Raw genomic sequence first — 23,523 nt, forward strand, 5'->3', positions numbered from 1 at the left:
AGAAAAAAATGAAAAAATTCCTATTTAATACTTTTTGTACTGCCCTGATTTTTTTTACGAGTTGTAAAGGACAAAATAATTCTATAACCGATCATTTAGAACCTAAAGTATTTGCAGAAAAAACAGCAAATACAGATGGATATATTTTAGATGTAAGAACACCTCAAGAATACAATTCTCAACATTTAGACAAGGCAATTAACATAGATTATAACGCCGCTGATTTTGAGAATAAATTATCTCAACTAGACAAAAACAAACCTGTTTACTTATATTGCTTAAGCGGAGGAAGAAGTACAAAAGCAATGGCTAAAATGAGTACTATGGGATTCAAAGAAATTCATAATATGACGGGAGGCATTATGAAATGGAATACCGAAGGATTATCTAAACCATCCTCTACATCAGGAATGACCCTTGTTGAATTTCAAAAATTAACACAATCCGATAAAAAGGTATTGATTGATTTTTACGCTGAATGGTGTGGTCCTTGTAAAAAAATGGCTCCTTATCTTGAAAAAATGAAAGAGGAGATGAAAGGCAAAATAACAATTATAAAAATAGATGCCGACAAAAACCAACAATTAACACAAGATTTGCAAATAGAAGGACTCCCTACTTTAATCTTTTACAAAGAAGGCAAAGAAGTTTGGAAAAATTTAGGTTTTATGAAAGAAGAAGAATTAAAGAAAAAATTATAATATCCTTATAAACAAGACAAAATTCAGAAAAGACATAAAGATTTTACACTTTATATCTTTTCTGTTTTAACTCAGCCCCCCATTACAAATAGAACAACTTTTGAATTTAAAAAAAAATTTTCCCATCCTTTATCTTCATCACAAAGACTAACGTATAATCTTACTTAAACAAAATACAACCCTCTCTCCTATTTTCTTAAAAGCTTAAATCCCTACAATTCTTTTAAATATTTTGTTTTTTTTCAGACATCTAATACCTTTTTTTTGAAGTTAAAAAATAAAAATAACTCCGTATCTTTACATCAACATACAACCTAATGAATAATGTTTACAAAAGAAGCCATCAATTTCTTAGAGGATTTAAAAGCTAATAATAACACTGAATGGATGCACGCTAACAAAAAGCGTTATGAAGCATACAAAAAAGATTATCATAATCTAATCTATACTATTCTAGAAGAAATCAAACCTTTAGATCCTTCTTTAGAACCTCTAGAAGTAAAAAATTGCACTTTTAGAATCAACCGTGACATTCGTTTTTCTAAAGACAAATCACCTTATAAAACCAATATGGGGATTTGGATGTCTACTAACAAATTAAGAAAGAACAGTCCTGGTTATTATATTCATTTTGAAAAAGACAAATGCTTCATAGCAGGAGGTGTATGGTGTCCTGAACCAAACGAATTAAAAAAAATACGTCGTGAAATAGCTTTCTTTTACGAAGATCTAGATGAAATCGTAAATAATACCCTTTTTAAAAAAGAATTTGAAACTATAGACAAAGAAGAAGGTCAAATTTTAAAATCAGCACCAAAAGGATACGATATTAATCATCCCGCAATAGAGTTCTTAAAACTTAAAAGCTTCACCATTTCACAACCTATTGATGAAAAATGGTTTACAACCAAAGATTTCGCAAAAAAAATAGCCTCTAAACTGATTCTTATAAAACCATTTAATGAATTTTTAAATAGAGCATTAGAAACAGAAGAATAAAAAGCACAGTTCAATCTTTTTTCTTTATGTTCTTTTTAAAATCTTTGCGTACTTTGCAAACAAATAAATTAAACCAATGAATATCCAACATAATTACTCTCTTAAAAACTACAACACCTTTGGTATTGAAGCTAAAGCGTCTGAATTTATTGCTATTAAAAGCATTACTGAGTTAAAAGAAGTTTTAGAAAAAAACAAAAACAAAGAAAAGTTTATCCTAGGAGGCGGAAGTAACATGCTCTTAACAAAAGACCTAAACGCCTTAGTTATTCACATAGATCTAAAAGGAAAACAAGTTATAAAAGAAGACGAAAATTATGTTTGGGTAGAAGCACAAGCAGGTGAAAACTGGCACGAATTTGTTTTATGGAATATAGAACACAATTATGGAGGACTCGAAAATATGTCTTTAATCCCAGGAAATGTAGGCACTACCCCCGTTCAAAACATAGGTGCTTATGGCGCTGAAATTAAAGATACTTTTATATCATGTGAAGCTATTAACATTCTTACCCAAGAAACAAAAACTTTTACAAACGAAGTATGTAAATTTAGCTATCGAGAAAGTATTTTCAAACAAGAAGCCAAAAACCAATATATTATTACTTCCGTTATTTTTAAACTAACTAAACAAAACCATAAAATCAATACAGGTTACGGCGATATTCTAAAAGAATTAGAAAACAAAAACATTACCTCTCCAACTATAAAAGATGTAAGCAATGCCGTGATTACTATTCGTAAAAGTAAATTACCCGATCCAAAAGAATTAGGAAATAGTGGCAGCTTCTTTAAAAACCCAATTATTTCAAGAGAAAAATTTAACAAAGCCAAAACGGCACATCCTGAAATAAAATATTACGATGTATCCGAAAACGAAGTAAAAATTCCAGCAGGCTGGATGATTGAACAAGCAGGTCTAAAAGGACATCGTATAGGAGATGCTGGTGTACACACAAAACAAGCTTTAGTATTAGTAAATTACGGAAATGCTACAGGACAAGACATCTTAAACCTCTCTCAATTCGTTCAAAAAACAGTTTGGGATAAGTTTGGAATTGCCATTGAAGCAGAAGTTAATATCATTTAAATCATTCCAAATAATTTTATAGAAAAAGTTCTAAATAGTTACAAATCCTGTTTTTTTGTAACTATTTATTTTATCAAAAAACACACTAAAAAGAACTTCCATTATTCATAAGCCTATTAAAATTAAACCAAATCACACCCTATTTTAAAATTTAAACAATTCATACCACACAAGAAAAAAAGAAAACGCATAATACATATTGAATTTTTAAACAAAGAATTAGACAACAGAGTAAATATTATAAATTCCAATAACCACATTAAAAAAACATCTCATCCTCTTTTCCTATTAAAGATGTGTTTATCCTTTTTAAAAAAGATAAAATCAACAACTATTAAAACCTGTAACAAACAGCAAAAAACAAGAAAATTTTAATCTATAATTGATTCTTGTTATTTGGCATTTGAATTTTAAACCGCTACCTTTGCACATTATTTTTTGAAAGGATATATGGAGCTATTTTTACTCATTTTATTTTATTTTTTCCTTACCGTAGTAGTCATTCAAATAATCTATTACTTATTTGTTTTTGGCAAATTTTCTTTTACAAAACCACAAGAAAGCAAGGAAAAGCACATTTCTGTTTCAGTTATAGTATGCGCAAAAAATGAAGAAGAAAACCTGACCAAACTAATTCCGCTATTAGCAAAACAAAACTATCCTAACTATGAAATTGTCATCATTGATGATGCTTCCTATGATAACACCCGCTTTTTAGTAGAAGATCTACAAAAAGAAATCCCAAACTTAAAATTAGTAAAAGTAGAAAACAACGAAGCTTTTTGGGGAAACAAAAAATTTGCCCTTACTTTAGGTATCAAAGCAGCCTCTAAAGAATACTTACTTTTTACAGATGCTGACTGCTTTCCTAATTCAGAAAATTGGATAAAAGAAATGAGTTCTCATTTCACTATGCACAAAACAATTGTTTTAGGATATGGCGCTTATGAAAAAAAGCCCGGTTTTTTAAACAAACTAATCCGATTTGAAACTTTATTAACCGCTACACAATATTTTTCTTGGGCAAAATTAGGAAAACCCTATATGGGCGTAGGAAGAAATTTAGCCTACAAAAGAGAAGAATTTTTCAATACAAACGGCTTTATTAACCACATAAAAGTGCGCTCAGGCGATGACGATTTATTCATCAATGAAGCAGCGAACAAATCCAATACCACTATTTGTTTTTCAACTGAAAGCTTTACTTATTCTATTCCTAAACAAACCTTTGGAGAATGGTTTACCCAAAAAAGACGGCATACTTCAACCGCTAAATTATACAAAGCTTTTGACAAAAACCAATTAATCCTATTCTATCTAAGCCAATTTTTATTTTTCATTACACCTATTACCTTGTTAGCTATGCAATACCAATGGATTATTGTATTATGTGCTATAGGTGTTCGCTACTTAAGCAGCTGGATTTCACTAGGCTTTTCCGCTGGAAAACTAGAAGAAAAAGATGTTATGTACTGGTATCCTATTCTTGAAATTATTTTAATTTTCACACAACTAAACATGTTTATCAGAAACCTCATTTCAAAACCTGTTACTTGGAAATAAAAAAACACATAGAAAAAGCCATAAAAGGAGATCAAGTAGCCTTTACATATTTATTAGATAAATACTGGAATGAGGTCTATGCCTTTATGTTACAACGCACCGAAAATGAAACCGATGCGGAAGATATCACCATAGAAACTTTCTCAAAAGCATTTGACAAAATAAACAGCTACAATTCTGAATTTCAATTTAATACATGGCTCATTGCAATAGCTAAAAACGTACATATTGATTTATTAAGAAAAAAGAAATCCTCCCTATTTATAGACATTACTGATGAAGAAGATCACATTGCTTATGCCATAGCAGACAACTCACCTTCAGCAGAAGACCAACTTATTACCGAACAAAATCTGAATCGTTTACTTCAATTTATCAAGCAACTAAAACCCGCTTATCAAGAAGTTATTCAGATGCGCTATTTCCAAGAAATGACTTATCAGGAAATTGCTGACGACCTGAACGAACCATTAAATAACGTAAAAATTAAGATTCTTCGTGCTAAAAAACTATTAGCAGATATTATCAAAGAAGCATAATTAAAAATATTTTGTTACTTTTTTCCAGACTATATATAAATTATACCATTTAAACTTAAAATATACTGGATTAAAAAATAAAGTTCTCGATACGTTTTTTTTCATTTTAAAGCAACTCGAACAAAGGGTTGAGTATATTAATTGAAATAATCATTAGTTCGAGCGCGAAACATACCCAGAACCAACGCTAATTTTTATTGCTTTTGTAAATGTGCTATTTAAAAAAATCAAAGTTTAAAATGGTATAAAATACATTTTTAAGAATAAAACAGCAATAAAAAAAACTGTTCTAAACTTTTTAGAACAGCCTCTCGTTATTCTCTCTCAAAACTTTACGAAAAACCCATAATAATAGAAGTAGAACAGTTCCGTTCAACAGAGGTTTCATTATTGGCTCTTCCATTTCCAAATAGCAAGTCCATTTTCTGATAATTTTTTAGAACGATTATTTATTTCTTCAATATCCCACTTTGGCAAATTACTTTCTTTAAGCTTTCTCGATAATGCAGAAACTTCTGTATAAAGATTTATCTTTTCTGCGAATGGTTTCTGTCCAAATGTACTGTTTGCAGGGCTACTGTTTAAAAGCAAGTTGCCAACAGTATTAATTACAACTTTTAAATTCGGATTTTCTGCATCGTCTTTTAAATATGTTGCCCAATGTTCATTTAAATTTTGGGGCAAAATATGCTCAATAGTATTAATTGTTGAATAGTCTGGATATTCTTTAAACTCCTGCAAATATTTGTCTAACTCTTGTAAAATATGTCTTGCAAAATTTAATTCTCGCTGATTGTAAAGTTCTTTGGTTAAAAAAGCATCTTCAAACTCTTGGTTTGATACCCATAAACCTTCTAATTGAAATTTTTTCTCAATGGCTCTTGACTTGTCCGGTTCGTTGATAATATCGTTTAATAAAGAAGGAAAAAATGTATCAAACTTTGTGACACGTCTATTTCCAAATTTACTACGAACTAATAATACATAAGTTTCTTGTAAAAGATCAATGGTATCAGTATCAGATAGGTTGTTTAACTCGTAACTTTTTAAAACACTCATTAGAAATGGTGTAATTGAAGTCATATTAGTTTGTGAAATATTATAAAGTAAACTTTTTATTCTTCCGTCTTTATGAGGAAATTTCAAAGGTTGTTTTATATTGTTGTAATACTTGGCATTTTCCAAAATATCATTTAGCGTTGCCACCGCTTTATCTTTTGTAATTTTCTTATTTCGGTTTTTAAAATGAACATACATTCTTCGTCCTTGTCCAATTCGCTTTTTTTCTCCAATTGAAAACAAGTTGATAAGATAATCTTCAAAGTTACCTTCTCCAACTTCTTTTCTTGCTTTTAGCCAAAAGTCATTATGAAGTTTTTCGTGTTCATTCGTACTGTCATTTAATATTGGCTTAAAAATATAATTACATAATAATTCTGATGCAGTCAAAGGCATTCCTGCATCGTTTAAACTTTCAAAAATTGCTTGTGCATCATCTTTTTTTTCGTCCAATGGTATCCAGACAATTGTAAGGGATTTTGTAATTACTTGAAATAACTGCCATAGGTCTTGAACATTATAAGTTTTAGTTCTCTTGTCATAGAACTTAACAAATTGATCGATTTTATTTGTGTCAGGAAAGTATAACTTTTGGTCTTCTACTAAATATGGACTACTTGGATTTTCAAGGAATACGGTTTTATATGTTGGGTATCTGTCGCCTTTACTACTAAAAACTTTTAACTTTAAATAATCGTCTCCACCATTAACATTATTACTCAACAATTTATCAATTTCTGCACAGTAGTTTTGTGCTTCCGATGAAAGATGACTTAAATTGTTTAGTGATTTCCTTATTAGTCCTAAAAGTAAATAGATTGTTGTAATTCTTTGTTGTCCGTCAATGATTAAATATCTTTTTAGGTTTGGATGTGGTGCATTGCTTTTTTCTAACACTACAACTGGTCCAAAAAAATGTTCTTCATCTTCAAAGTTGTTGTTTTCTAATGCTGGTAAAATTTCTTCATAGATATCGTCCCACAATTTGTCCCATTGCTTTTTCTCCCAAGCATATCCACGTTGAAAAAATGGAATTTCATATCTAACATTTGTATCAAATATATCTTTAAAACATCTGCTTATTATTTTTTGTTCTTCTGTCATTTCTTTTTAGAATTTTCTGTTTATATAGGGTCTCGTTTTACATTATCACTAACGACAATCTATAAAAAAACCTCACAAACCCTGTCAAATATAACTAAAACAATTAATTTAAAATAAATTTCGTATTTTTAAGTATATAACATATCCAAGGAATCTCCCGTCATCAACTACAAACAACCAATTTAGAAGACAAAATAGCTCTAGATAATCCAATACGTTTTATAGATGCTTTTGTTAGACTAATAGATCTTAATAAAACAGGATTTACGACCGTTGTTTTAAAAACCGAAGATCATCAGAGTTTCAAGAACAAATCTTTCTTAAAATCTATTTGTATGACTATTTAAACAACATTCGTAACTCCATAAAGTTAGAAAAGAATCCATCCGAAATATCGAAATGCAATGACTTTTAACCTATATTCGTCCGAATTAGCATAGCATTTCTGATTTCAGAAAAAACAACCCCAAAGCACTCTAAAAACTCTTTAAATTATTTGTTTCGTTTTTTAAAAATGCTGATTTAATTACAGACGAAACTATCTCTATTGATGGTGCTAAATCTAGAGCACATAACGGTAAAAAGTCTAATTTTAACAAAAAAAAATAGACAAACATTTGGCTTATATTGAAGCCCGAATTCAAGAATACTTAGATCAATTAGATCAAAATGATAGCCAAGAAAATGCTGCCGTTATCAAAAACATTCAACAAAAAATCGAGCCCTTAAAACCCAAATTCCACATTAGGAAAAAATTCAACCAAGTGACCAATCAAAAAATAAGCGATTTTTTCTATTCTTGGATTTTCGATAATTTCAAATTCGACAATTTTACTTTAGATATAAACTCTTCTGTAGTAACAAGATATGATACTCAAGAAGGAGCAAAAAAAGAATACAACCCCTCTAAGAAAGGCAAATTATCACACCATACTTTAATAACTTTTACAAATGATATGAAATTAGTTCCAGATATGTAGTTGCACAGTGGAGATAGTACTTCTACAAATAATTTTTTTTCTTTTTTAGAAAATACGTTATCAAAATTAAAGAACAAAACGTTAGTTTAATTCGATTAGATAGTGGCTTTTTTTCAAACGAGATAATGGATTATTTAGAAACTTCTAAAAAGAATTACATCATTGCGGCTAAATTTAATCATTCAACTCAAAGGATAATTAACTAATCTAACAATTGGATTATTTTAGATGACGGTATTGAGATTTGTGAGCAAAATTATAAGGCTAAGCCTTGGAAAAAATCAAGAAGAATGGTAGTTGTACGTCAAAAATTAAAAGAAAAAACCAATGCGCCAAGTAAAATATGAAGTCTTTTTCCTGAGGATGAGATTCACAAAAAATACAGATACACAGCCTATTTTACAAATCTAGAATTTGCTCCATCAGAAATCTGAAGATTCTATCGTGGTAGAGGCCATGCTGAAAATAAAATAAAAGAATTGAAATATGATTTTATCTTTGACAACTTTAATTTGAAAGATTTTTTCCCAACCGAAGCAGCTCTTATTTTTACTATGATAGCTTATAATTTAATGTTTCTTTTCAGAACATTTGTTTTACAAGAAAAACTCAGAAAACACTAACAACATTGCGATATAAAACCTTTGCTATAGGAGCATATTTTGAAAAACAAAATGACAGGCTTATTTTGAAAATTGCACTTAACAAAAAAGAAAAGCTTGGTTCAGTGGTCTTTGAAATTATAACATCACCTATCCCTTTGAAATCTCTAATGTGTAATTTGAATTAAATATTATTTTTCGCAATAAAACTATATAAAGATACATAAAATACGCATTTGACGTGTCTTTAAAAAGCATTGATTTTAAAGAAATTAGCTAAACGAACCTAGTTTTGTTTGTTTATCCTTGTAATCATCGCTGAGTTGCGTATATTTGCGTGTTAGCGGTCAGCTTGGAAAAATACGAACATCAAAGAAGAAACAATATAAAAACGTATTTTGTTATAGATTAATTTAATACCTTTGAAAACTTTAATTAATTAGGATTGAAAAATGGGACAAATAGTTTTAAGATATCAAATATCTATTTTCGGAAGTTTTGACGAAATTAAACCGTCCGCTGAAAACATAAAATTTTTTATTGACAAGTTTTCTGACAAAGGATTTATCCCTAATCAGTTTACTGAAGTTAGCTTAGAAATTAAATCTGAATTAAACAAAGGAACAGAAACTTCTAACGTAGAAACTTCACGATTAAGATTAAGTGATAGCGATAAAAAATGGGATATAAGATTTGCTTCTGATAGAATTGACTTTCTTTTTGTTAATTCAAACATCGGACAAATCAAAATGATAGAAAAAGATATTTTTCTATCTGAGGTATATGAATTTATTAATAGGATAAATGAAAAGTATCAAATCAAATCTAAACGTGTCGGTTTGCTTACTCAGTATTTGTACGATGGACTTGATGTAAACAAAGTCTCTAGTTCATTTCAAAACAACATAGATTTTTTTAATCAAAAACCAATTATAGATTGGAATCTTAAAACAGCAACTAGGCATATAATAGAAGAGATTAAAGAAGTGGCTAATTTTAGCACCGAAATTAGAAAAATACAGCGACCTATGAAAATAAATAATGGAACATCTCTTTTTGATGGTCTTTTATTAAACATTGATATTAATACATTAGCTGAAAATGAATCTTATCGTTTTACAATTGAAAGTATTAAATCATTTATTAATGAATTTTCAACTGTTGAAACAACCATTTTAAATGAAACAAACGCCAAGTTACAATAATTCAGTATGGAAAATACTCTTTTGGAAAATGAAAATATAATCGTTGATGAAGCAATTGACTTATCACTTAATTTTGATAAAATCTTAAACGACTCAAAAAGTTTTAATAACCAAATTGATTTGTTTACAAGTGTAAATGACACAAACTACATAATTTCAGAAAATGAAATTATGGAAAACCGTCTCATTTATTTAAAGAAAGAAATTACGCCATTATTTGTTTCTCTATTGAAATACGAAGATTTTGAATTTGGAAAAAAAAGTGAAAGCATAAAAATCATTCAAAAGGAGTTAAAAACTAATAGAGTTGCAACCATAAATTGGTTAAATGAATTGTATGTTAAGTATTTTTCAAAGGATGAAAAAGTATTAATAGGTATTTTACGAGTACTTGAATATTTTAATGAAAAAGTTTTTTACCCTAATTCATATACTATCGCTTTATCTTCATTAGTACACAAAAATGATGAAATAAAAGAAATAGCGATTAGAATTTTTGAAAATTGGGCTTCAATTACTAGCTATGAGGTTTTAAAAAATGTACAAATAGAGACTCCTTGGTTAAAATCATACATTAGCGAAGTTCTAAAAGATTTAGAAGAAGAATTATGCCTATCTTAGTTAGACGAATTAATAGAGCAAAATGGGAGCAAATAATAAATGAAGACGATGCTTCAGATTCTTCAGCAGATGCTATAACTAACTGCTTGAAGACAACAAATAATGACTTGTCTGTTTGGAAAATTGAAAATATTGAACAATTAGAAAACGCAATCCTTGCTCTTATTACAGGTGGTCAGCAAACAAAATTAAGTACATTACATTATGTTCTTATAAATGAAGATGTTTTATTGGCGAATGGATTAAATATTGCAGAAACGGAAGGAGATACAAGAATAGAATCCTTAAAAAATAACCATAGAGATATTACAAACTTGACATATACTCGACTTGGCATAGTCAAAAATCTCGTAATAGACTGTTTAGCAGAAGACCCAAATAGAGAGACATTTTTCACAAGAGCTAAATTAAAAGAGCTTCTTAAAAAAGCCATAGATAACGGAATAGTAAAAAAGTCTGACCTTAACGAAGAGCTAATACAAAATGAAAAGCTTTAGCACTAACAATATAAAGCCGAACCGCTAACAAGGTATTGCCAAAAGCGGGGCTAAACGGCTTCGATTGGACATTTGTGCAAGGTTCAACAGCAGTAATTCTATTGAACTTTTGTGCTAAAAATCCGCCACATCGCCAAGCCGCAGAACGTCAGGCTGTGAAAAAACCTCTTTTTTGAATACAATTCATCCCACCAAATTGACATAACTTTGTTTTAAACAATGCTATTTTTGAACTTACTTTGAGGTGTTTCAAAAAATACAAACGCTAAAAAGAAGTTTAAATAAGTCGTTTTTATCAAAAAAAAGTCCTTTGTCTTGTAAGGTGAGTTCCAAGCTTTGATTTTTGCTATTAAATCAGGGACTCCAAGGATATTTATGGTACGCTTGATGTTATAGACTAGCATAATCAAGCTATGTTCACCGTTTACTTTTTCAAGTCCTATTAAATTGGTATAATTGTATCCCCATCGGCATCTTTCAAAAAAGAAACAAACAGTTTAAAAAGTTGCTTCAATGCATTGGGATTGTCTTTTCTAAAATCAGAAATACTGTGATAATTAGGACGAATATCTTCCAGTAACCATTGCATTTCAATATTACGAATACACTCTTTTTCTAGCTTTCTGGAGCTACGTATGCCATTTAAATAACCATATAAATAGATTTTAAGAAACACTTGGATATTGAAACTTGGACGACCTTCGGATTTTAAAACAACAGGTGTAAATCCTACTTTTTGAAGGTCTATGTGTTCAACAAAAGCATCTATGAATCGAACTGGGTTTTCAGAAGTAATTTTGTCTTCTAAACTCGATGCATGTAACTGATTACGGGAAATCCCTTGGATATGCTGCATTTTTAAAAATACGAAAATCCCCCTTTTTTAACAATCTATTTTAGTTATATTTGGTGGAGTTTGTGAAGTTTTTTCACAGACTGACGTTAGCGGTAATTTTAGCAAGATCCAAATAGAAGATATTTACAACCAAAACTTAAAGCTTTCAAATAATCATTGGAAAATTGAATTGTATTACGAACACGAATTTTCAGAAAAGAAATCCGAGGACGTAATTGAGAATCCCATATATATTAACGATTTTGAAAGTGGTACTTTTCTTAAAATCATTTGCTTTGATTCTATCAACAATAAAAAGACTTATTTTCTGACTGGTATTGATGGTGGTTTTTATCTAAGAGAATCAGACGAAATAAGTAAATCCTTTATCATAAAGTTAGAAAATCAAAATCTTATAATGAGCTTAGGATTTACTTTTCTTTCATTCAACTGTGAAACAGGAAAATTGAATTGGAAAATCAGACCTGACACCGCAGAAATATTTGAGTTTTATGAAATAGAGAATGATTACTTAATTCGTGGAGAATTGGCAATACACAGAATAAATAAAAATGGAGAGATAATCTGGAGTTATGGTGGCAGAGACATTTGGGTTAATGTAAACGGTAAAGAAGAGGTAAAAAATAACTCCGACAACATTCATTTAATTGATTTTGAAAATAATGAATATATAATCGACTACAATGGAGAAACCTTAAAAGATATACCAAAAACAAACAGAAACCAAATAAGACTAAAAAAATGGTGGGAATTTTGGGCATAAAAACGACCGCTAACAGCTAAGGTTTCGTTGGGCTCGAAGAGCTAACAATCAAACCCATGTTGGACGGAACCGTTGAGATTCTATCCACTATGGGAATATCGAAGTAAAAATTTAAGAATATACAAGAGGCATAAACGCCTCTTTTTTTTGAAGTTATTTTATTTTGGTTTTTTATACCATCTAACTTTGAAATTTCCTCATAATACTTTTTTACCCCTGAGACTGCCCAAAAAATTCGCAATCTTGTCATTTCGACCAAAGGGAGAAATCACACAATGTTGATTATAAGACTCCTCTTTACGTAGTGACAAACTGCATGTTGAGACACTATCCTACAAAAGCAATAAAAATTAGTCTTGGTTCTCGATGCGCTTCACGCTCGAACGAACGATGATTTTAATTATATACTCAACCAGAATCCTCCGAAATTTAAGATCAACATCAAAGATTATTTTTTGTAAATTTGACAAAGAAAACAAGTTGAGAACATGAAGGCAAAATACATCAATCCCTTTACGGATTTTGGGTTTAAGAAGATATTTGGGGAAGAAGCCAGTAAAAACCTACTTATCGACTTCCTCAATGCCTTGTTGCCAGAATATGACCAGATCAAAGAACTTTCTTTTAAAAACACCGAGCAACTCGGGCAGAGTGACCTCGACAGAAAAGCCATCTACGACATCTATTGCGAAAACGAAAAAGGCGAAAAATTCATCGTAGAACTCCAAAAAGCCAAGCAAAACTATTTCAAAGAAAGAACCATCTATTACTCCACATTTCCCATTAGAGAACAAGCCGAAAAAGGCGAATGGAACTATAACTTGAAAGCGGTTTATTGCGTAGGTGTTTTAGATTTCACCTTCGACGATTACGAAACAGAACCCGAAAGAAGCGAAGTAGTACATACCATCAAACTAAAAAACCAAAACGGAAAAGTATTTTACGATAAACTGACCTATATCTACTTAGAAATGCCCAATTTTAACAAACAGGAAAACCAATTAAATTCCCGTTTAGACAAATGGTTATATTTCATCAAAAACTTGGAAGATTTTCAAAATATTCCCACAATTTTCAAAGACGAAGTATTTACCCAAGCCTTTGAAAAAGCAGAGTTGGCAAATTTCGGGCAATTAGATTTAGACAAATACGAGAGCAGCCTTAAAGTTTACCGAGATCTAAAAGGCGTTATCGACACTGCTTTCGACGAAGGAAAGATGGAAGGATTAATTGAAGGAGAAATAAAAGGAAAAATTGAAGGAAAAATTGAAGGAAAAATTGAAGGAAAAATTGAAACGGCTAAATCCTTAAAAAGATTAGGTGTTTCAGTAGAAATCATTACGCAGGCAACAGGCTTAACCAAAGAAGAAATCAACAAATTATAATAAGGCACTACCGCCAACAGCTAAGGTTTCGTTGGGCTCGAAGAGCTAACAATCAAACCCATGTTGGACGGAACCGTTGAGGTTCCATCCACTATGGGAACATCGAAGTAAAAATTTAAGAATATACAAGAGGCATAAACGCCTCTTTTTTTTGAAGTTATTTTATTTTGGTTTTTTATACCATCTAACTTTGAAATTTCCTCATAATACTTTTTTTAACCTCGAGACTGTCCAAAAAGTTCACAATCTTGCCATTTCGACCAAAGGGAGAAATCACATAATGGTAATTATCAAACTCCTCCTTACGTAGGAGTGACAAACTGGATGTTTATTTACACCATCTAACTTAGAAATTTCCACATAATAGTATTTTTTTAACCTTGAGATTATCCAAAAAGTTCACAATCTTTTTCGACCAAAGGGAGAAATCACATAATATTGATTACGAGGCTCCTCCTTGCGTTATCGGAGTGACAAACTGCATGTTGATTTAGTCACTATCCTACAAAATCAATAAAAATTAGTATTATTCTCGATATGCTTCGCGCTCGAACTAACGATGATTTCAATTATATACTCAACCGTTTGTTCGAGTTCTCTTAAAATGAAAAAACATATCCAGAATTTTACTTTTTAATCCAGTATATTTTAAGTTTAAATGATATAACTATTGAATTATTTTCAGAATACTTCTCTTCTTTAAACTTTTAAATTAAATAGCTATTCTATAAAACGCCATTCTCTTGAAGAAAGTTACATTTTCAATCTACTCTTTTTATTTAAATAAATTTTATACAAAATACTCTCTATAGTAAATATATTCTAACAACAGTTGCTTAATGAGGCAATTTATCCTTTAACAACCCATATACAAAGGTTCCTAAAAGAGCCCCTAAAAGAACGATAAAAATAGCAGGAACTCCTGTTCCTAACAATATAAAAATAGGACCTGGACACGCCCCTACCAGAGCCCAACCTAAACCAAAAATGATACCTCCCAGCAAATAACGAACAACAGAAATATCCTTATCTGGGATTAAAATAGGTCGCCCTTCAACGTCTGTCAACTCTTTTTTCTTGATAAGTCGTATTCCTAACACACCTACTAAAATGGCTACCGAAATAATACCATACATGTGAAATGACTGAAACATAAACATTTCATAAATACGATACCAAGATACGGCTTCTGCTTTTGTTAAAACTATTCCAAAAAGCAACCCAACTGCAAAAAAACGTAGTAATTTCATTTGTTTAAAAAAGTAAAGGTAAAATAAAATGAGCCATAACTAATCCTCCTAAAAAAAAGCCAATTACAGCTATTAAAGAGGGTAGTTGTAAATTACTTAATCCAGATATAGCATGCCCTGAAGTACATCCTCCTGCATAAGGGGTTCCAAAACCAATTAGAAAACCTCCTAACAAAAGCAAACCTAATCCTTTATATGTAAAAACAGAATCTAAACTAAATAACGCATCAGGTAAATACTTACCATTAGGAGCATCAATTCCCATCTTTTGTAATTGTACAATTGTATTAGGATTAATTTCCACATTATGGATCCCTTCTAAAAAATGAAAGGCAATATATCCTCCTACAATGGACCCTAATACTACTGCTAAATTCCATTTTTGTTCCCTCCAATCAAAATTAAAATATTCAGCTGATCTCTTACCTCCTGTCATAGAACATATTGTTCTCAGATTTGAAGACATTCCAAAAGTCTTCCCAAAATAAGTTAACAACAACATAACGAGGCCTATTAACGCCCCAGAAATAGCCCAATGCCAAGTTTGAGTTAAAATTTCCATTTCTTTTATTTTTACACAAAAATAAAAGAAATGATGTGATGAGGTAAAAAGTTATGAAAAAAAAAAAAATAAAATCTACAAATCTATAAATATGTTCAATTATTTTCTCTTCCTAAAATAAGCAATTACATCATAATGGATACATTGCATTTTATTAAATTTTCTAGATTAAAGAAAATCAAAAAGCACCCTTTTGAGGTGCTTTCTATGAAATTCTAAGATAACTCTTTTATTAACCCAACCAATATAATGAAAAAGAAATATCTAGACCCAAGCAAAAGCCTGGATTAAAATTTCGGGTGCAAAGTTACTATTATTTTTTTCAAAAAAACAAAGTTTTTAACTAAAAAGGAATATTTTCTTACCTATTTTTGTTTTTATATTTGTAAAAAAAAACAGAATAATGAAAAATTTTTACTTTTTGTTACTAACACCCTTTTTGTTATTAAATAGTTGTATTAGCACACGAAACACTATTCGAAACATAGATAATAACATACCTGGTCCCTCACTCGATGAGAAACACAATAGTTTTATTATTACAAAGAATGCCTCTGATAAAAAATATGCTTTTACTGAGTTTTACCCTGTAAATGTAGGCTTTACCTCAATAGAAGATGGGGAAAACAATCAGAAACGTTTTTTAAATGCTTTGGCGGGTCCAAAAGGAGAAATTATTTCATACAAACTGATAGAATCTTGTTGTCCTTTCCCTACTAATAGAGCGGATATAGGCGCAGGTATGTTAGATATTTATGAAATAACCTACCCTGGACAAAACAAACCAGTCTTAATTTATTTAAACAAATATGAAAGAGGCGAATTGATGATACCTGTAGGATTTACCGTAAAAAAATAAGAAAATAGGGGAATTTAAAACAACAAGTTTGTTTTCTTGACTCCCCTATTTAAGTCATACTACATTCCGTAGGTCAAATAATTATACACTAAGGTTTTTTGTTCGTCTGTTATTTTTGCTTTAGGTGTCATACGGTCAACTGTTTTAGCCCATCCTGCTTTATCATGTTTTGAAGCCGGAAATAATTTATGACACTTAGCACAATTGTTTTCATACAAAGATTTTCCTTCTGCAATTTCGGCAGGCAGCTCTTTAACAACTTCTGTTTTGCTTTCTACAGAGGTAGTAGGGGCAATTGCTTTTTTTGAGCATGAAAAAAGAACGCTTCCTAAAACGATAGCTCCTATTATTTTTTTATCTAACATAACCTGTTTTTTTGATTTTGGTAAATATAAAAAAATCCCATCTTTTTCAAGGTAGGATTTTTAAATTATACGAATGTAAAATTTAATTATTATTTCACATCCATCAACTCTACATCAAATACTAAAGTAGCATTAGGTGGAATTACACCTCCAGCACCTCTATCTCCATATCCTAGATATGATGGAATTACAAAACGAGCTTTATCTCCCACTTGCAACAAAGCTATTCCTTCGTCCCATCCTTCAATCACGTACCCCTTTCCTAATGGAAAGTCGATAGGTTGTTTTCTTTTGTAAGATGAATCAAAAACCTGACCGTTTTCTAAAGCCCCTTGGTAATGCACAGAAACTGTTTTCCCTTTTTCTGCTTTTTTCCCTTCCCCTTTTTGAATAATTTTATAACGTAGTCCGCTTTCTGTTCTTTCAAACCCTGCAGATAATTTGTCTACAGCTTCTTCTGCCAAACGTTTTGCTTCTTCTAATCTCTTTACACGTGATCCCTCAAATGTACGAAAAGCTTCAATAGCATTCCATTTTTCAGCTTCGGCACCTACACGAATAATTTCAACTGACTCAATTAAATCGTCTTGTAGTACTGCATCTACTACATCTTGTCCTTCTATAACATGACCAAAAACAGTATGCTTACCATCTAACCAAGGCGTTGCAACATGTGTAATAAAAAACTGAGACCCATTAGTACCTGGACCTGCGTTAGCCATAGATAACACCCCTGGACGATCATGCTTCAATGAAGGATGAAATTCATCATCAAATTTATATCCTGCATCACCTGTTCCTGTTCCTAGAGGACACCCTCCTTGGATCATAAAATCAGGAATAACACGATGAAACTTTAGTCCGTCATAATATTTTTGCCCTTGAGACTTAACTGAATTCTCTAAATTACCTTCTGCTAAACCTACAAAGTTACCAACAGTTCCAGGAGTTAAATCGTGTGTTAGCTTCACCAAAATAGCTCCTTTAGAAGTATTAAATTTTACGTAAATACCGTCTTGCATCACTTTATTTTATTAAATTTGAGAAACAAAATTACAATTTTATATTCAAATGAACATCAAAATAGTTAGCTATACCTCTAAATATAAAGAAGATTTTATCAGACTCAACAAAGCATGGCTAGAAGAGTATTTCCATATAGAGCCTCATGATCTTGTCACTTTTGAAAATATAGAACAAGATATTATTCAAAAAGAGGGAATGCTCTTTTTTTGTTTAATTGACAATATCGTTGTAGGTACTGTTGCAATGATTAAAACAAATCCTTTTACTTATGAATTAGCAAAAATGGCAGTAGATAAAAATTTTCAAGGAATGAAATTAAGCCCTTTATTAATGAATGCTTGTATTGATTATGCTATTTCTCAAAAAGCTGAAAAAATATTTCTTTTATCAAGTACTAAACTAATTCCTGCTCTTAATTTATATCGTAAATTCAATTTTATTGAAGTACCATTAGGTGAAACTGATTATGTGAGGGCTGATATACAAATGGAACTAAAGTTATAAATCATGGAAGACTTAAATTATTTAGAAATAAACAGAAAAACTTGGAACGAAAAAACAGCCATCCATATCAATTCTGACTTTTATGACACTGCTTCATTTTTAAAAGGAAAATCTACACTAAATGATATTGAATTAAAGCTCTTAGGAAATATTCAAAACAAGAGTATTTTGCACTTACAATGCCATTTTGGTCAAGACTCTATGTCTTTACAACGAATGGGAGCACAAGTAACAGCAATTGATTTATCTGATAAAGCAATAGAAACCGCTCAATCTTTCAATGCTCAATTAGGATTAAACACACGTTTCTTTTGTTGTGATGTATACGACAGTCCTAATCATATTCAAGAAAAATTTGACCTTGTTTTTACTAGCTACGGAACTATTGGTTGGTTGCCCAATTTAGATAAATGGGCTCAAGTAGTTTCTCATTTTTTAAAACCTAATGGTCAATTTATTTTTGTAGAATTCCATCCTGTTGTTTGGATATTTGATAATAATTTTAAAGAAATATCCTATAATTATTTCAATATAGAAACCATAATAGAAGAGGAAAAAGGAACTTATGGCGATCGAGATTCTGATATAAAGACAAAAACCATATCGTGGAATCACCCGACATCAGAAGTATTGAATGCGTTAATTAAAAATGGTCTTCAGATTAATTCTTTTGAGGAATACGATTATTCTCCTTATAATTGTTTTAATCAAACAGAAGAATTTGAAAAAGGAAAGTTTAGAATTAAACATTTAAAAAATAAAATCCCTATGATATTCAGTCTAACAGCTAGTAAAAAATAGTACCTAAGACAAAAAACATAATTCTATACAAACATCATAAAAATACAACATTCAATGAAAAATATTTTTACTCTTTCAGACAATGAAGAATTAATAAATCGTATTGCAAAACTAACGCCCGAAACGCAACCTTTATGGGGTAAAATGACTGTAGATCAGATGATGAAACACTGTATTGCTCCAATAGATGTTGCTACAGGTGATTTAGTTTTAAAAATCCCTTTTTTAATGAGTTTATTAGGAAAATTAATGAAAAACAAAGTTTTAAATAACGAATTTAAGCATAATAGTCCAACTGCTCCTCAGTTTATTTTCAAAGAAAAATACGATTTTGAAAAGGTAAAGTTAGAGTTAATCCAAAAAACACGAAATTTTCAAAACGGAACCAAAGTTATCAAACTCAATTTTCATCCTTTTTGGGGTAAATTAACAAATGAAGACTGGAATAAGCTCCAATGGAATCACTTAGATCACCATCTAAGACAGTTTGGCGTATAGTTCAAGAAATAACAATCATTTAAAGTTAACAGAAAGTTTGTAACTTTGCCATCTTTAACTTTTTGATTTAAAAAATGCGTATTGATATCATAACCGTTTTACCTGAGCTTATGCAAAGCCCCTTTGAAGGTTCTATCATGAAAAGAGCCATCCAAAAAGGATTAGTAGAAGTTCATTTTCATAATTTAAGAGATTACACCTCTGATAAACGTCGTAGCGTAGACGATTATCAATTTGGAGGCGGTGCTGGTATGGTAATGATGATAGAACCTATTGATAAGTGTATCTCTAAACTAAAAGAAGAACGTACTTATGATGAAGTTATTTACATGACTCCTGATGGTGAAACATTACGTCAGCCATTAGCAAACAAAATGTCTATGTATGAAAACATTATCATTCTTTGTGGACACTACAAAGGAGTCGATCAAAGGGTTCGCGATTTACATATTACAAAAGAAATATCTATAGGTGATTATGTTTTGAGTGGCGGCGAAATTGGAGCTATTGTTTTGTGTGATGCTCTTATACGCCTAATACCAGGTGTTTTAAGCAATGAAACCTCAGCACTTACTGATAGTTTCCAAGACAATCTTCTTTCCCCTCCTATCTATACACGCCCCGCTGAATATAAAGGGATGAAAGTGCCTGATGTGTTACTTAGTGGACACCAAGCTAATATTGACAAATGGCGTGAAGAAAAAGCATACGAACACACTAAGAACAGAAGACCTGATCTTTTAGATGATTGATAAGAAGCTTTGTGAAACCCCAAAAAAGTTTCACAAAGTCCCACTTTTATTTACGTCCTTTAAAATGATTCATCGTATCATAAATACCCAATACATTATCCATAATCCATTCATAAACAGACAAAGGAAATATCCCTTGAGCTAAACGAATGAACCAGTATGGTAAAGGCATTGCTAGGATTCGAGTTCTTTTTTCTATAGCGCAAATAATTTTTTCGGCTGTTTTTTCGGGTTCTAATATGGGCAATACTTTTGACTGAACTCCATCAAACATACCTGTATTAATATAATACGGCATAATAGTGGTTACAGAAACGTCTTTTGTTTGTTCTAGCAACTCTAACCTAAGGCTATCACTCCACCCCACAACTGCCCATTTAGAGGCTACATAAACTGACATTTTAGGACTGGATACCAATCCAGCCGATGAAGCAATATTACAAATAGCACCATAATTTTGAGCTAACATACCAGGTAAAAACACCCGTGTTGTCTGCATCAGAGCCTCAGCATTAATCAACAGCGTACGAGATATTTCACTAGTTGTATGATCTAAAAAGTGTTTTCCAACTACAATTCCTGCATTATTTATTAAAATATCTATTATTCCTATTTCTTTTTTTATTTGATTCGCCAATGTTATTACCTCTTCTATTTTTGATAGATCAACAGTATAAATCTTTATTTTTGATTCGAAAGTAGCAAAATCTTTTTTTAATTTTTCTAAGCCTTCTTTATCTATATCCCATATAATTATTTCTGATACACCTCGTTCTAAGGCTTTCCGAACCATTATTTTTCCTATTCCCGAAGCTCCTCCAGTAATAAGCACTTTTTTATTTTTTAATATTATTCTTGACATTAATATTTCTTTTTTTAAATATTTAATCTTATACGTGTTGAGTTTTCCGACGAAGATGAACAGGTCAAATAAAATAAAAATACGGATATATTTTCTTATAAATATAATTTTAATGATAAGGAAAAGAGAATCATTTTTATTTATAATAAATTTCTAATGTGTAGTAATACGGATCAATCTCGGTAAAATATTTTCTTCTTAAAAAAAGAATGATTTCTTTTGAATCTCTTTATCGAAGAATCATAAGAAATCACTCTAAAATAATAGATCATTAAACAAAGAATCTATTTATTCTAAAATCCCGAAAGAATTTACTTTAAAAAACTCTATACCATTTATCTAATCCTAACGCAAAGCCCACAGAAGTATTTGCTGGTAAACTAATTACTCCTGTAAGATTTGTATTAGTAGTACCCATGACTACATTATAAGATGACCCTCTATGAATTATTATCACATCGCCGTATTTATGTCCTGCCGCAATAGCATTAGCAGCTGTTGGAAGTATAAAATCTGCTAAAGTAGTATTCGTTTGAAGATTACCCGACCAATTACCATCATACTCTTCATAAGTAGTAAAATCAGCAGGTAATGTATACGGAAATGCTCCTATACAAGAACAGGTATTAGGCGTATATCTTTTTTCATTTATCTTAGTTACCAAATCACCGTTATTGTCTACCACTAAATTTTTTGTTCCATCCCCAGCTGTAGATGTTGCAGCAACGTTAGCTCTTTGTTGTGTTAAACGAATCGGAGGAGTTCCTAAAGTACCTGAATTAATTTCAACTCTTCTTGAGGGAGTATTAGTTCCTATCCCTACATTTCCTGCATTAGTAATCCTCATCCTTTCGTTAAAAAAAGGAGTTGAGGCAGTTCCTGTGGAAAAAATTATTGATTTTGTATTATTTGCATTAGCAATGTGCATATCTTGTCCGCTTCCTATATAAGATACATCATTTGCTCCTCCTATATTATACGCTGTGGGAAAGTTAAAACCTGAATTATTAATTCCCATCCAAACAAAACCAGAAGTAGCTGTACCATTATTAGCTGTAGCTGAATATCCGCTTTGAGCTTGAAGCCCTGAACTTGTATTTTGAACATTAAATTGAAGAAAATCATTAATATTTCCTGTTGCATTTACAACCGTTTGAACCCCTGTTGTTCCAGCCGCTACATCAAGTTTGCTCGCAGGAGATGCCGTTCCGATACCTAAATTCCCATTACTTAACAATCTCATTCGCTCGGTATAAGCATTAGATAAATAATCGCCCGAAGCAATTGAGTTGGTTCTAAAAACAAGACCGTTTTCAACGCCTGCTGCGTTAATATAGCCTGTGCTTCCATCATGAGATATAGAAACCGCATCCCAATCAGCTAAAGCTCTTACTGACATTCCACTTATTGCAGAACCTCCGTTATTAACTTGAAATTTACCCAATGGACTTGTTGATCCTATCCCTACATTGCCTGTACTTGTTACCCTCATACTTTCTGTATTATTAGTACGTGTTACAAAGTCAACTGCATCTGTAGTTCCTACGAAATTAGTAGAAGCTGATGTTCCCGAATTTCCTGTTATTGTCCATTGTGAGGGACCTGAACTAGCTTGGCTTGTTAATAACAACCAACTTGCACCATTCCAATAATAAAATCCAGGCACCACATTATTTGGTGCTGTTCCCGCTGTTGCTGTGTTATATACAATGGTTCCTGTTACAGGTGCTCCTCCTCCTTGCGGATTTACTACTGGAGCTGACGCATTCGAAGAAGTTAGAGCTACTTGAGGAGGAACAAAACCGTTTGTAGATGAATTTATCTCTAATGCTCCTCTAGGTTGGTCTGTTCCAATCCCTACTTGACCAAAAGAATAAGACGAAACAAAGAAAAAAAATAATGTTTTAAGTAATTTCACACCCATATACTTATTGTTTTTAATAATCTATAAAAATATCTTTCAATATTTACGAAATATACAAATTTTCTACAATATATAGTATTGCTCAAACTTATTTATATTTTTATTCTTAAAAACGCAAATAATAAAGACCTAGCAGTACTATTTTATCTTTGTTAC

At 31.1% G+C, this 23,523-nt stretch carries 23 protein-coding genes and 2 pseudogenes; 17 read left to right on the forward strand and 8 right to left on the reverse strand.

What is annotated here, in order from left to right:
• The first annotated feature begins 8 nt into the window (after positions 1-8).
• The 5 genes from trxA (at position 9) to ACUXZJ_RS14895 (ending at position 4,892) form a co-directional block, all read left to right on the forward strand.
• Positions 9-701 carry a thioredoxin gene (gene trxA, locus ACUXZJ_RS14875; protein ID WP_088419974.1) on the forward strand — a complete coding sequence of 231 codons (693 nt, stop codon included), beginning with the start codon at positions 9-11 and terminating at the stop codon, positions 699-701.
• Positions 702-1,025: 324 nt separating this feature from the next.
• Positions 1,026-1,700, forward strand: coding sequence for a DUF2461 domain-containing protein (locus ACUXZJ_RS14880; RefSeq protein ID WP_063743093.1), 675 nt, complete (start codon positions 1,026-1,028; stop codon positions 1,698-1,700).
• 76 nt (positions 1,701-1,776) lie between these two features.
• Entirely contained in the window at positions 1,777-2,790 is a 1,014-nt protein-coding gene (gene murB, locus ACUXZJ_RS14885; RefSeq protein WP_063743094.1) for a UDP-N-acetylmuramate dehydrogenase, read from the forward strand.
• A gap of 450 nt (positions 2,791-3,240) precedes the next feature.
• Positions 3,241-4,353 carry a glycosyltransferase gene (locus ACUXZJ_RS14890; RefSeq protein ID WP_063743095.1) on the forward strand — a complete coding sequence of 371 codons (1,113 nt, stop codon included), beginning with the start codon at positions 3,241-3,243 and terminating at the stop codon, positions 4,351-4,353.
• Positions 4,344-4,892 (forward strand): RNA polymerase sigma factor, encoded by a 549-nt coding sequence (locus ACUXZJ_RS14895; protein WP_014166525.1) that lies wholly within the window; start codon positions 4,344-4,346, stop codon positions 4,890-4,892. The genes ACUXZJ_RS14890 and ACUXZJ_RS14895 overlap by 10 nt, the downstream gene beginning before the upstream one ends.
• A gap of 387 nt (positions 4,893-5,279) precedes the next feature.
• Here ACUXZJ_RS14895 and ACUXZJ_RS14900 read toward each other — a convergent pair whose 3' ends face one another.
• Complete coding sequence (locus ACUXZJ_RS14900) at positions 5,280-7,055, reverse strand: DUF262 domain-containing protein (protein WP_063743096.1); 1,776 nt, start codon at positions 7,053-7,055, stop codon at positions 5,280-5,282.
• Between the two features lie 617 nt (positions 7,056-7,672).
• On the opposite strand from ACUXZJ_RS14900, the gene ACUXZJ_RS14905 reads away from it, so the two are divergent.
• From ACUXZJ_RS14905 to ACUXZJ_RS14925, 5 genes and pseudogenes are all read left to right on the forward strand, one after another.
• Positions 7,673-8,035: a hypothetical protein gene (locus ACUXZJ_RS14905; RefSeq protein WP_060382744.1), complete on the forward strand. Its 363-nt coding sequence runs from the start codon at positions 7,673-7,675 to the stop codon at positions 8,033-8,035.
• Between the two features lie 449 nt (positions 8,036-8,484).
• Positions 8,485-8,658 (forward strand): annotated as a pseudogene (locus tag ACUXZJ_RS14910) (transposase); the annotation flags it as partial.
• Between the two features lie 431 nt (positions 8,659-9,089).
• Positions 9,090-9,842: a hypothetical protein gene (locus ACUXZJ_RS14915; RefSeq protein ID WP_063743100.1), complete on the forward strand. Its 753-nt coding sequence runs from the start codon at positions 9,090-9,092 to the stop codon at positions 9,840-9,842.
• 6 nt (positions 9,843-9,848) lie between these two features.
• A complete protein-coding gene (locus tag ACUXZJ_RS14920) occupies positions 9,849-10,463 on the forward strand; it encodes a hypothetical protein (RefSeq protein ID WP_063743101.1) in 615 nt (204 codons plus the stop codon).
• Positions 10,451-10,960: a hypothetical protein gene (locus ACUXZJ_RS14925; protein WP_063743102.1), complete on the forward strand. Its 510-nt coding sequence runs from the start codon at positions 10,451-10,453 to the stop codon at positions 10,958-10,960. The genes ACUXZJ_RS14920 and ACUXZJ_RS14925 overlap by 13 nt, the downstream gene beginning before the upstream one ends.
• 454 nt (positions 10,961-11,414) lie before the next feature.
• Here ACUXZJ_RS14925 and ACUXZJ_RS14930 read toward each other — a convergent pair.
• Positions 11,415-11,816: pseudogene (locus ACUXZJ_RS14930) on the reverse strand (transposase); the annotation flags it as partial.
• Positions 11,817-11,985: 169 nt separating this feature from the next.
• Between ACUXZJ_RS14930 and ACUXZJ_RS14935 the strand changes: the two are divergent.
• Positions 11,986-12,579: a hypothetical protein gene (locus ACUXZJ_RS14935; protein ID WP_063743103.1), complete on the forward strand. Its 594-nt coding sequence runs from the start codon at positions 11,986-11,988 to the stop codon at positions 12,577-12,579.
• 488 nt (positions 12,580-13,067) lie between these two features.
• Entirely contained in the window at positions 13,068-13,964 is an 897-nt protein-coding gene (locus ACUXZJ_RS14940) for an Rpn family recombination-promoting nuclease/putative transposase (protein ID WP_446195392.1), read from the forward strand.
• An 836-nt stretch (positions 13,965-14,800) separates the two neighbouring features.
• On the opposite strand, the gene ACUXZJ_RS14945 is transcribed toward ACUXZJ_RS14940, so the two are convergent.
• Together ACUXZJ_RS14945 and ACUXZJ_RS14950 are read right to left on the reverse strand one after the other, a co-directional pair.
• Positions 14,801-15,214, reverse strand: coding sequence for a DUF6691 family protein (locus tag ACUXZJ_RS14945; protein ID WP_060382750.1), 414 nt, complete (start codon positions 15,212-15,214; stop codon positions 14,801-14,803).
• 4 nt (positions 15,215-15,218) lie between these two features.
• Positions 15,219-15,776, reverse strand: coding sequence for a YeeE/YedE family protein (locus ACUXZJ_RS14950; RefSeq protein WP_060382751.1), 558 nt, complete (start codon positions 15,774-15,776; stop codon positions 15,219-15,221).
• A gap of 403 nt (positions 15,777-16,179) precedes the next feature.
• Here ACUXZJ_RS14950 and ACUXZJ_RS14955 point away from each other — a divergent pair, with 403 nt between their 5' ends.
• Complete coding sequence (locus ACUXZJ_RS14955; protein ID WP_060382752.1) at positions 16,180-16,635, forward strand: hypothetical protein; 456 nt, start codon at positions 16,180-16,182, stop codon at positions 16,633-16,635.
• Between the two features lie 59 nt (positions 16,636-16,694).
• Here the strand turns inward: ACUXZJ_RS14955 and ACUXZJ_RS14960 are convergent, their stop codons facing one another.
• Together ACUXZJ_RS14960 and ACUXZJ_RS14965 are read right to left on the reverse strand one after the other, a co-directional pair.
• Positions 16,695-17,000, reverse strand: coding sequence for a c-type cytochrome (locus tag ACUXZJ_RS14960; protein WP_060382753.1), 306 nt, complete (start codon positions 16,998-17,000; stop codon positions 16,695-16,697).
• An 89-nt stretch (positions 17,001-17,089) separates the two neighbouring features.
• Positions 17,090-18,022: a peptidylprolyl isomerase gene (locus ACUXZJ_RS14965; RefSeq protein ID WP_063743104.1), complete on the reverse strand. Its 933-nt coding sequence runs from the start codon at positions 18,020-18,022 to the stop codon at positions 17,090-17,092.
• A gap of 49 nt (positions 18,023-18,071) precedes the next feature.
• Here ACUXZJ_RS14965 and ACUXZJ_RS14970 point away from each other — a divergent pair, with 49 nt between their 5' ends.
• The 4 genes from ACUXZJ_RS14970 (at position 18,072) to trmD (ending at position 20,581) form a co-directional block, all read left to right on the forward strand.
• Positions 18,072-18,530, forward strand: coding sequence for a GNAT family N-acetyltransferase (locus tag ACUXZJ_RS14970; RefSeq protein ID WP_060382755.1), 459 nt, complete (start codon positions 18,072-18,074; stop codon positions 18,528-18,530).
• Positions 18,531-18,533: 3 nt separating this feature from the next.
• Entirely contained in the window at positions 18,534-19,331 is a 798-nt protein-coding gene (locus ACUXZJ_RS14975) for a class I SAM-dependent methyltransferase (RefSeq protein WP_060382756.1), read from the forward strand.
• A 54-nt stretch (positions 19,332-19,385) separates the two neighbouring features.
• Complete coding sequence (locus tag ACUXZJ_RS14980; protein ID WP_060382757.1) at positions 19,386-19,829, forward strand: DUF1569 domain-containing protein; 444 nt, start codon at positions 19,386-19,388, stop codon at positions 19,827-19,829.
• 74 nt (positions 19,830-19,903) lie between these two features.
• Positions 19,904-20,581, forward strand: coding sequence for a tRNA (guanosine(37)-N1)-methyltransferase TrmD (trmD, locus tag ACUXZJ_RS14985; RefSeq protein WP_060382758.1), 678 nt, complete (start codon positions 19,904-19,906; stop codon positions 20,579-20,581).
• A gap of 46 nt (positions 20,582-20,627) precedes the next feature.
• On the opposite strand, the gene ACUXZJ_RS14990 is transcribed toward trmD, so the two are convergent.
• Complete coding sequence (locus tag ACUXZJ_RS14990; RefSeq protein WP_060382759.1) at positions 20,628-21,443, reverse strand: SDR family oxidoreductase; 816 nt, start codon at positions 21,441-21,443, stop codon at positions 20,628-20,630.
• Between the two features lie 316 nt (positions 21,444-21,759).
• Positions 21,760-23,367: a hypothetical protein gene (locus tag ACUXZJ_RS14995; RefSeq protein WP_063743105.1), complete on the reverse strand. Its 1,608-nt coding sequence runs from the start codon at positions 23,365-23,367 to the stop codon at positions 21,760-21,762.
• Positions 23,368-23,523: the final 156 nt, after the last annotated feature.

It is taken from the genome of Flavobacterium sp. TN-1 (assembly GCF_052828645.1).

What these genes read in the sequence shown, in the direction of transcription:
- trmD (WP_060382758.1), top strand. Translation starts at nt 19,904, where the DNA reads ATGCGTATTGATATCATAACCGTTTTACCTGAGCTTATGCAAAGCCCC.
- ACUXZJ_RS14880 (WP_063743093.1), top strand. Translation starts at nt 1,026, where the DNA reads ATGTTTACAAAAGAAGCCATCAATTTCTTAGAGGATTTAAAAGCTAAT.
- ACUXZJ_RS14980 (WP_060382757.1), top strand. Translation starts at nt 19,386, where the DNA reads ATGAAAAATATTTTTACTCTTTCAGACAATGAAGAATTAATAAATCGT.
- ACUXZJ_RS14975 (WP_060382756.1), top strand. Translation starts at nt 18,534, where the DNA reads ATGGAAGACTTAAATTATTTAGAAATAAACAGAAAAACTTGGAACGAA.
- ACUXZJ_RS14940 (WP_446195392.1), top strand. Translation starts at nt 13,068, where the DNA reads ATGAAGGCAAAATACATCAATCCCTTTACGGATTTTGGGTTTAAGAAG.
- ACUXZJ_RS14945 (WP_060382750.1), bottom strand. Translation starts at nt 15,214, where the DNA reads ATGAAATTACTACGTTTTTTTGCAGTTGGGTTGCTTTTTGGAATAGTT.
- trxA (WP_088419974.1), top strand. Translation starts at nt 9, where the DNA reads ATGAAAAAATTCCTATTTAATACTTTTTGTACTGCCCTGATTTTTTTT.
- ACUXZJ_RS14915 (WP_063743100.1), top strand. Translation starts at nt 9,090, where the DNA reads ATGGGACAAATAGTTTTAAGATATCAAATATCTATTTTCGGAAGTTTT.
- ACUXZJ_RS14960 (WP_060382753.1), bottom strand. Translation starts at nt 17,000, where the DNA reads ATGTTAGATAAAAAAATAATAGGAGCTATCGTTTTAGGAAGCGTTCTT.
- ACUXZJ_RS14965 (WP_063743104.1), bottom strand. Translation starts at nt 18,022, where the DNA reads ATGCAAGACGGTATTTACGTAAAATTTAATACTTCTAAAGGAGCTATT.
- ACUXZJ_RS14925 (WP_063743102.1), top strand. Translation starts at nt 10,451, where the DNA reads ATGCCTATCTTAGTTAGACGAATTAATAGAGCAAAATGGGAGCAAATA.
- ACUXZJ_RS14890 (WP_063743095.1), top strand. Translation starts at nt 3,241, where the DNA reads ATGGAGCTATTTTTACTCATTTTATTTTATTTTTTCCTTACCGTAGTA.
- ACUXZJ_RS14950 (WP_060382751.1), bottom strand. Translation starts at nt 15,776, where the DNA reads ATGGAAATTTTAACTCAAACTTGGCATTGGGCTATTTCTGGGGCGTTA.
- ACUXZJ_RS14920 (WP_063743101.1), top strand. Translation starts at nt 9,849, where the DNA reads ATGGAAAATACTCTTTTGGAAAATGAAAATATAATCGTTGATGAAGCA.
- ACUXZJ_RS14970 (WP_060382755.1), top strand. Translation starts at nt 18,072, where the DNA reads ATGAACATCAAAATAGTTAGCTATACCTCTAAATATAAAGAAGATTTT.
- murB (WP_063743094.1), top strand. Translation starts at nt 1,777, where the DNA reads ATGAATATCCAACATAATTACTCTCTTAAAAACTACAACACCTTTGGT.
- ACUXZJ_RS14995 (WP_063743105.1), bottom strand. Translation starts at nt 23,367, where the DNA reads ATGGGTGTGAAATTACTTAAAACATTATTTTTTTTCTTTGTTTCGTCT.
- ACUXZJ_RS14900 (WP_063743096.1), bottom strand. Translation starts at nt 7,055, where the DNA reads ATGACAGAAGAACAAAAAATAATAAGCAGATGTTTTAAAGATATATTT.
- ACUXZJ_RS14990 (WP_060382759.1), bottom strand. Translation starts at nt 21,443, where the DNA reads ATGTCAAGAATAATATTAAAAAATAAAAAAGTGCTTATTACTGGAGGA.
- ACUXZJ_RS14955 (WP_060382752.1), top strand. Translation starts at nt 16,180, where the DNA reads ATGAAAAATTTTTACTTTTTGTTACTAACACCCTTTTTGTTATTAAAT.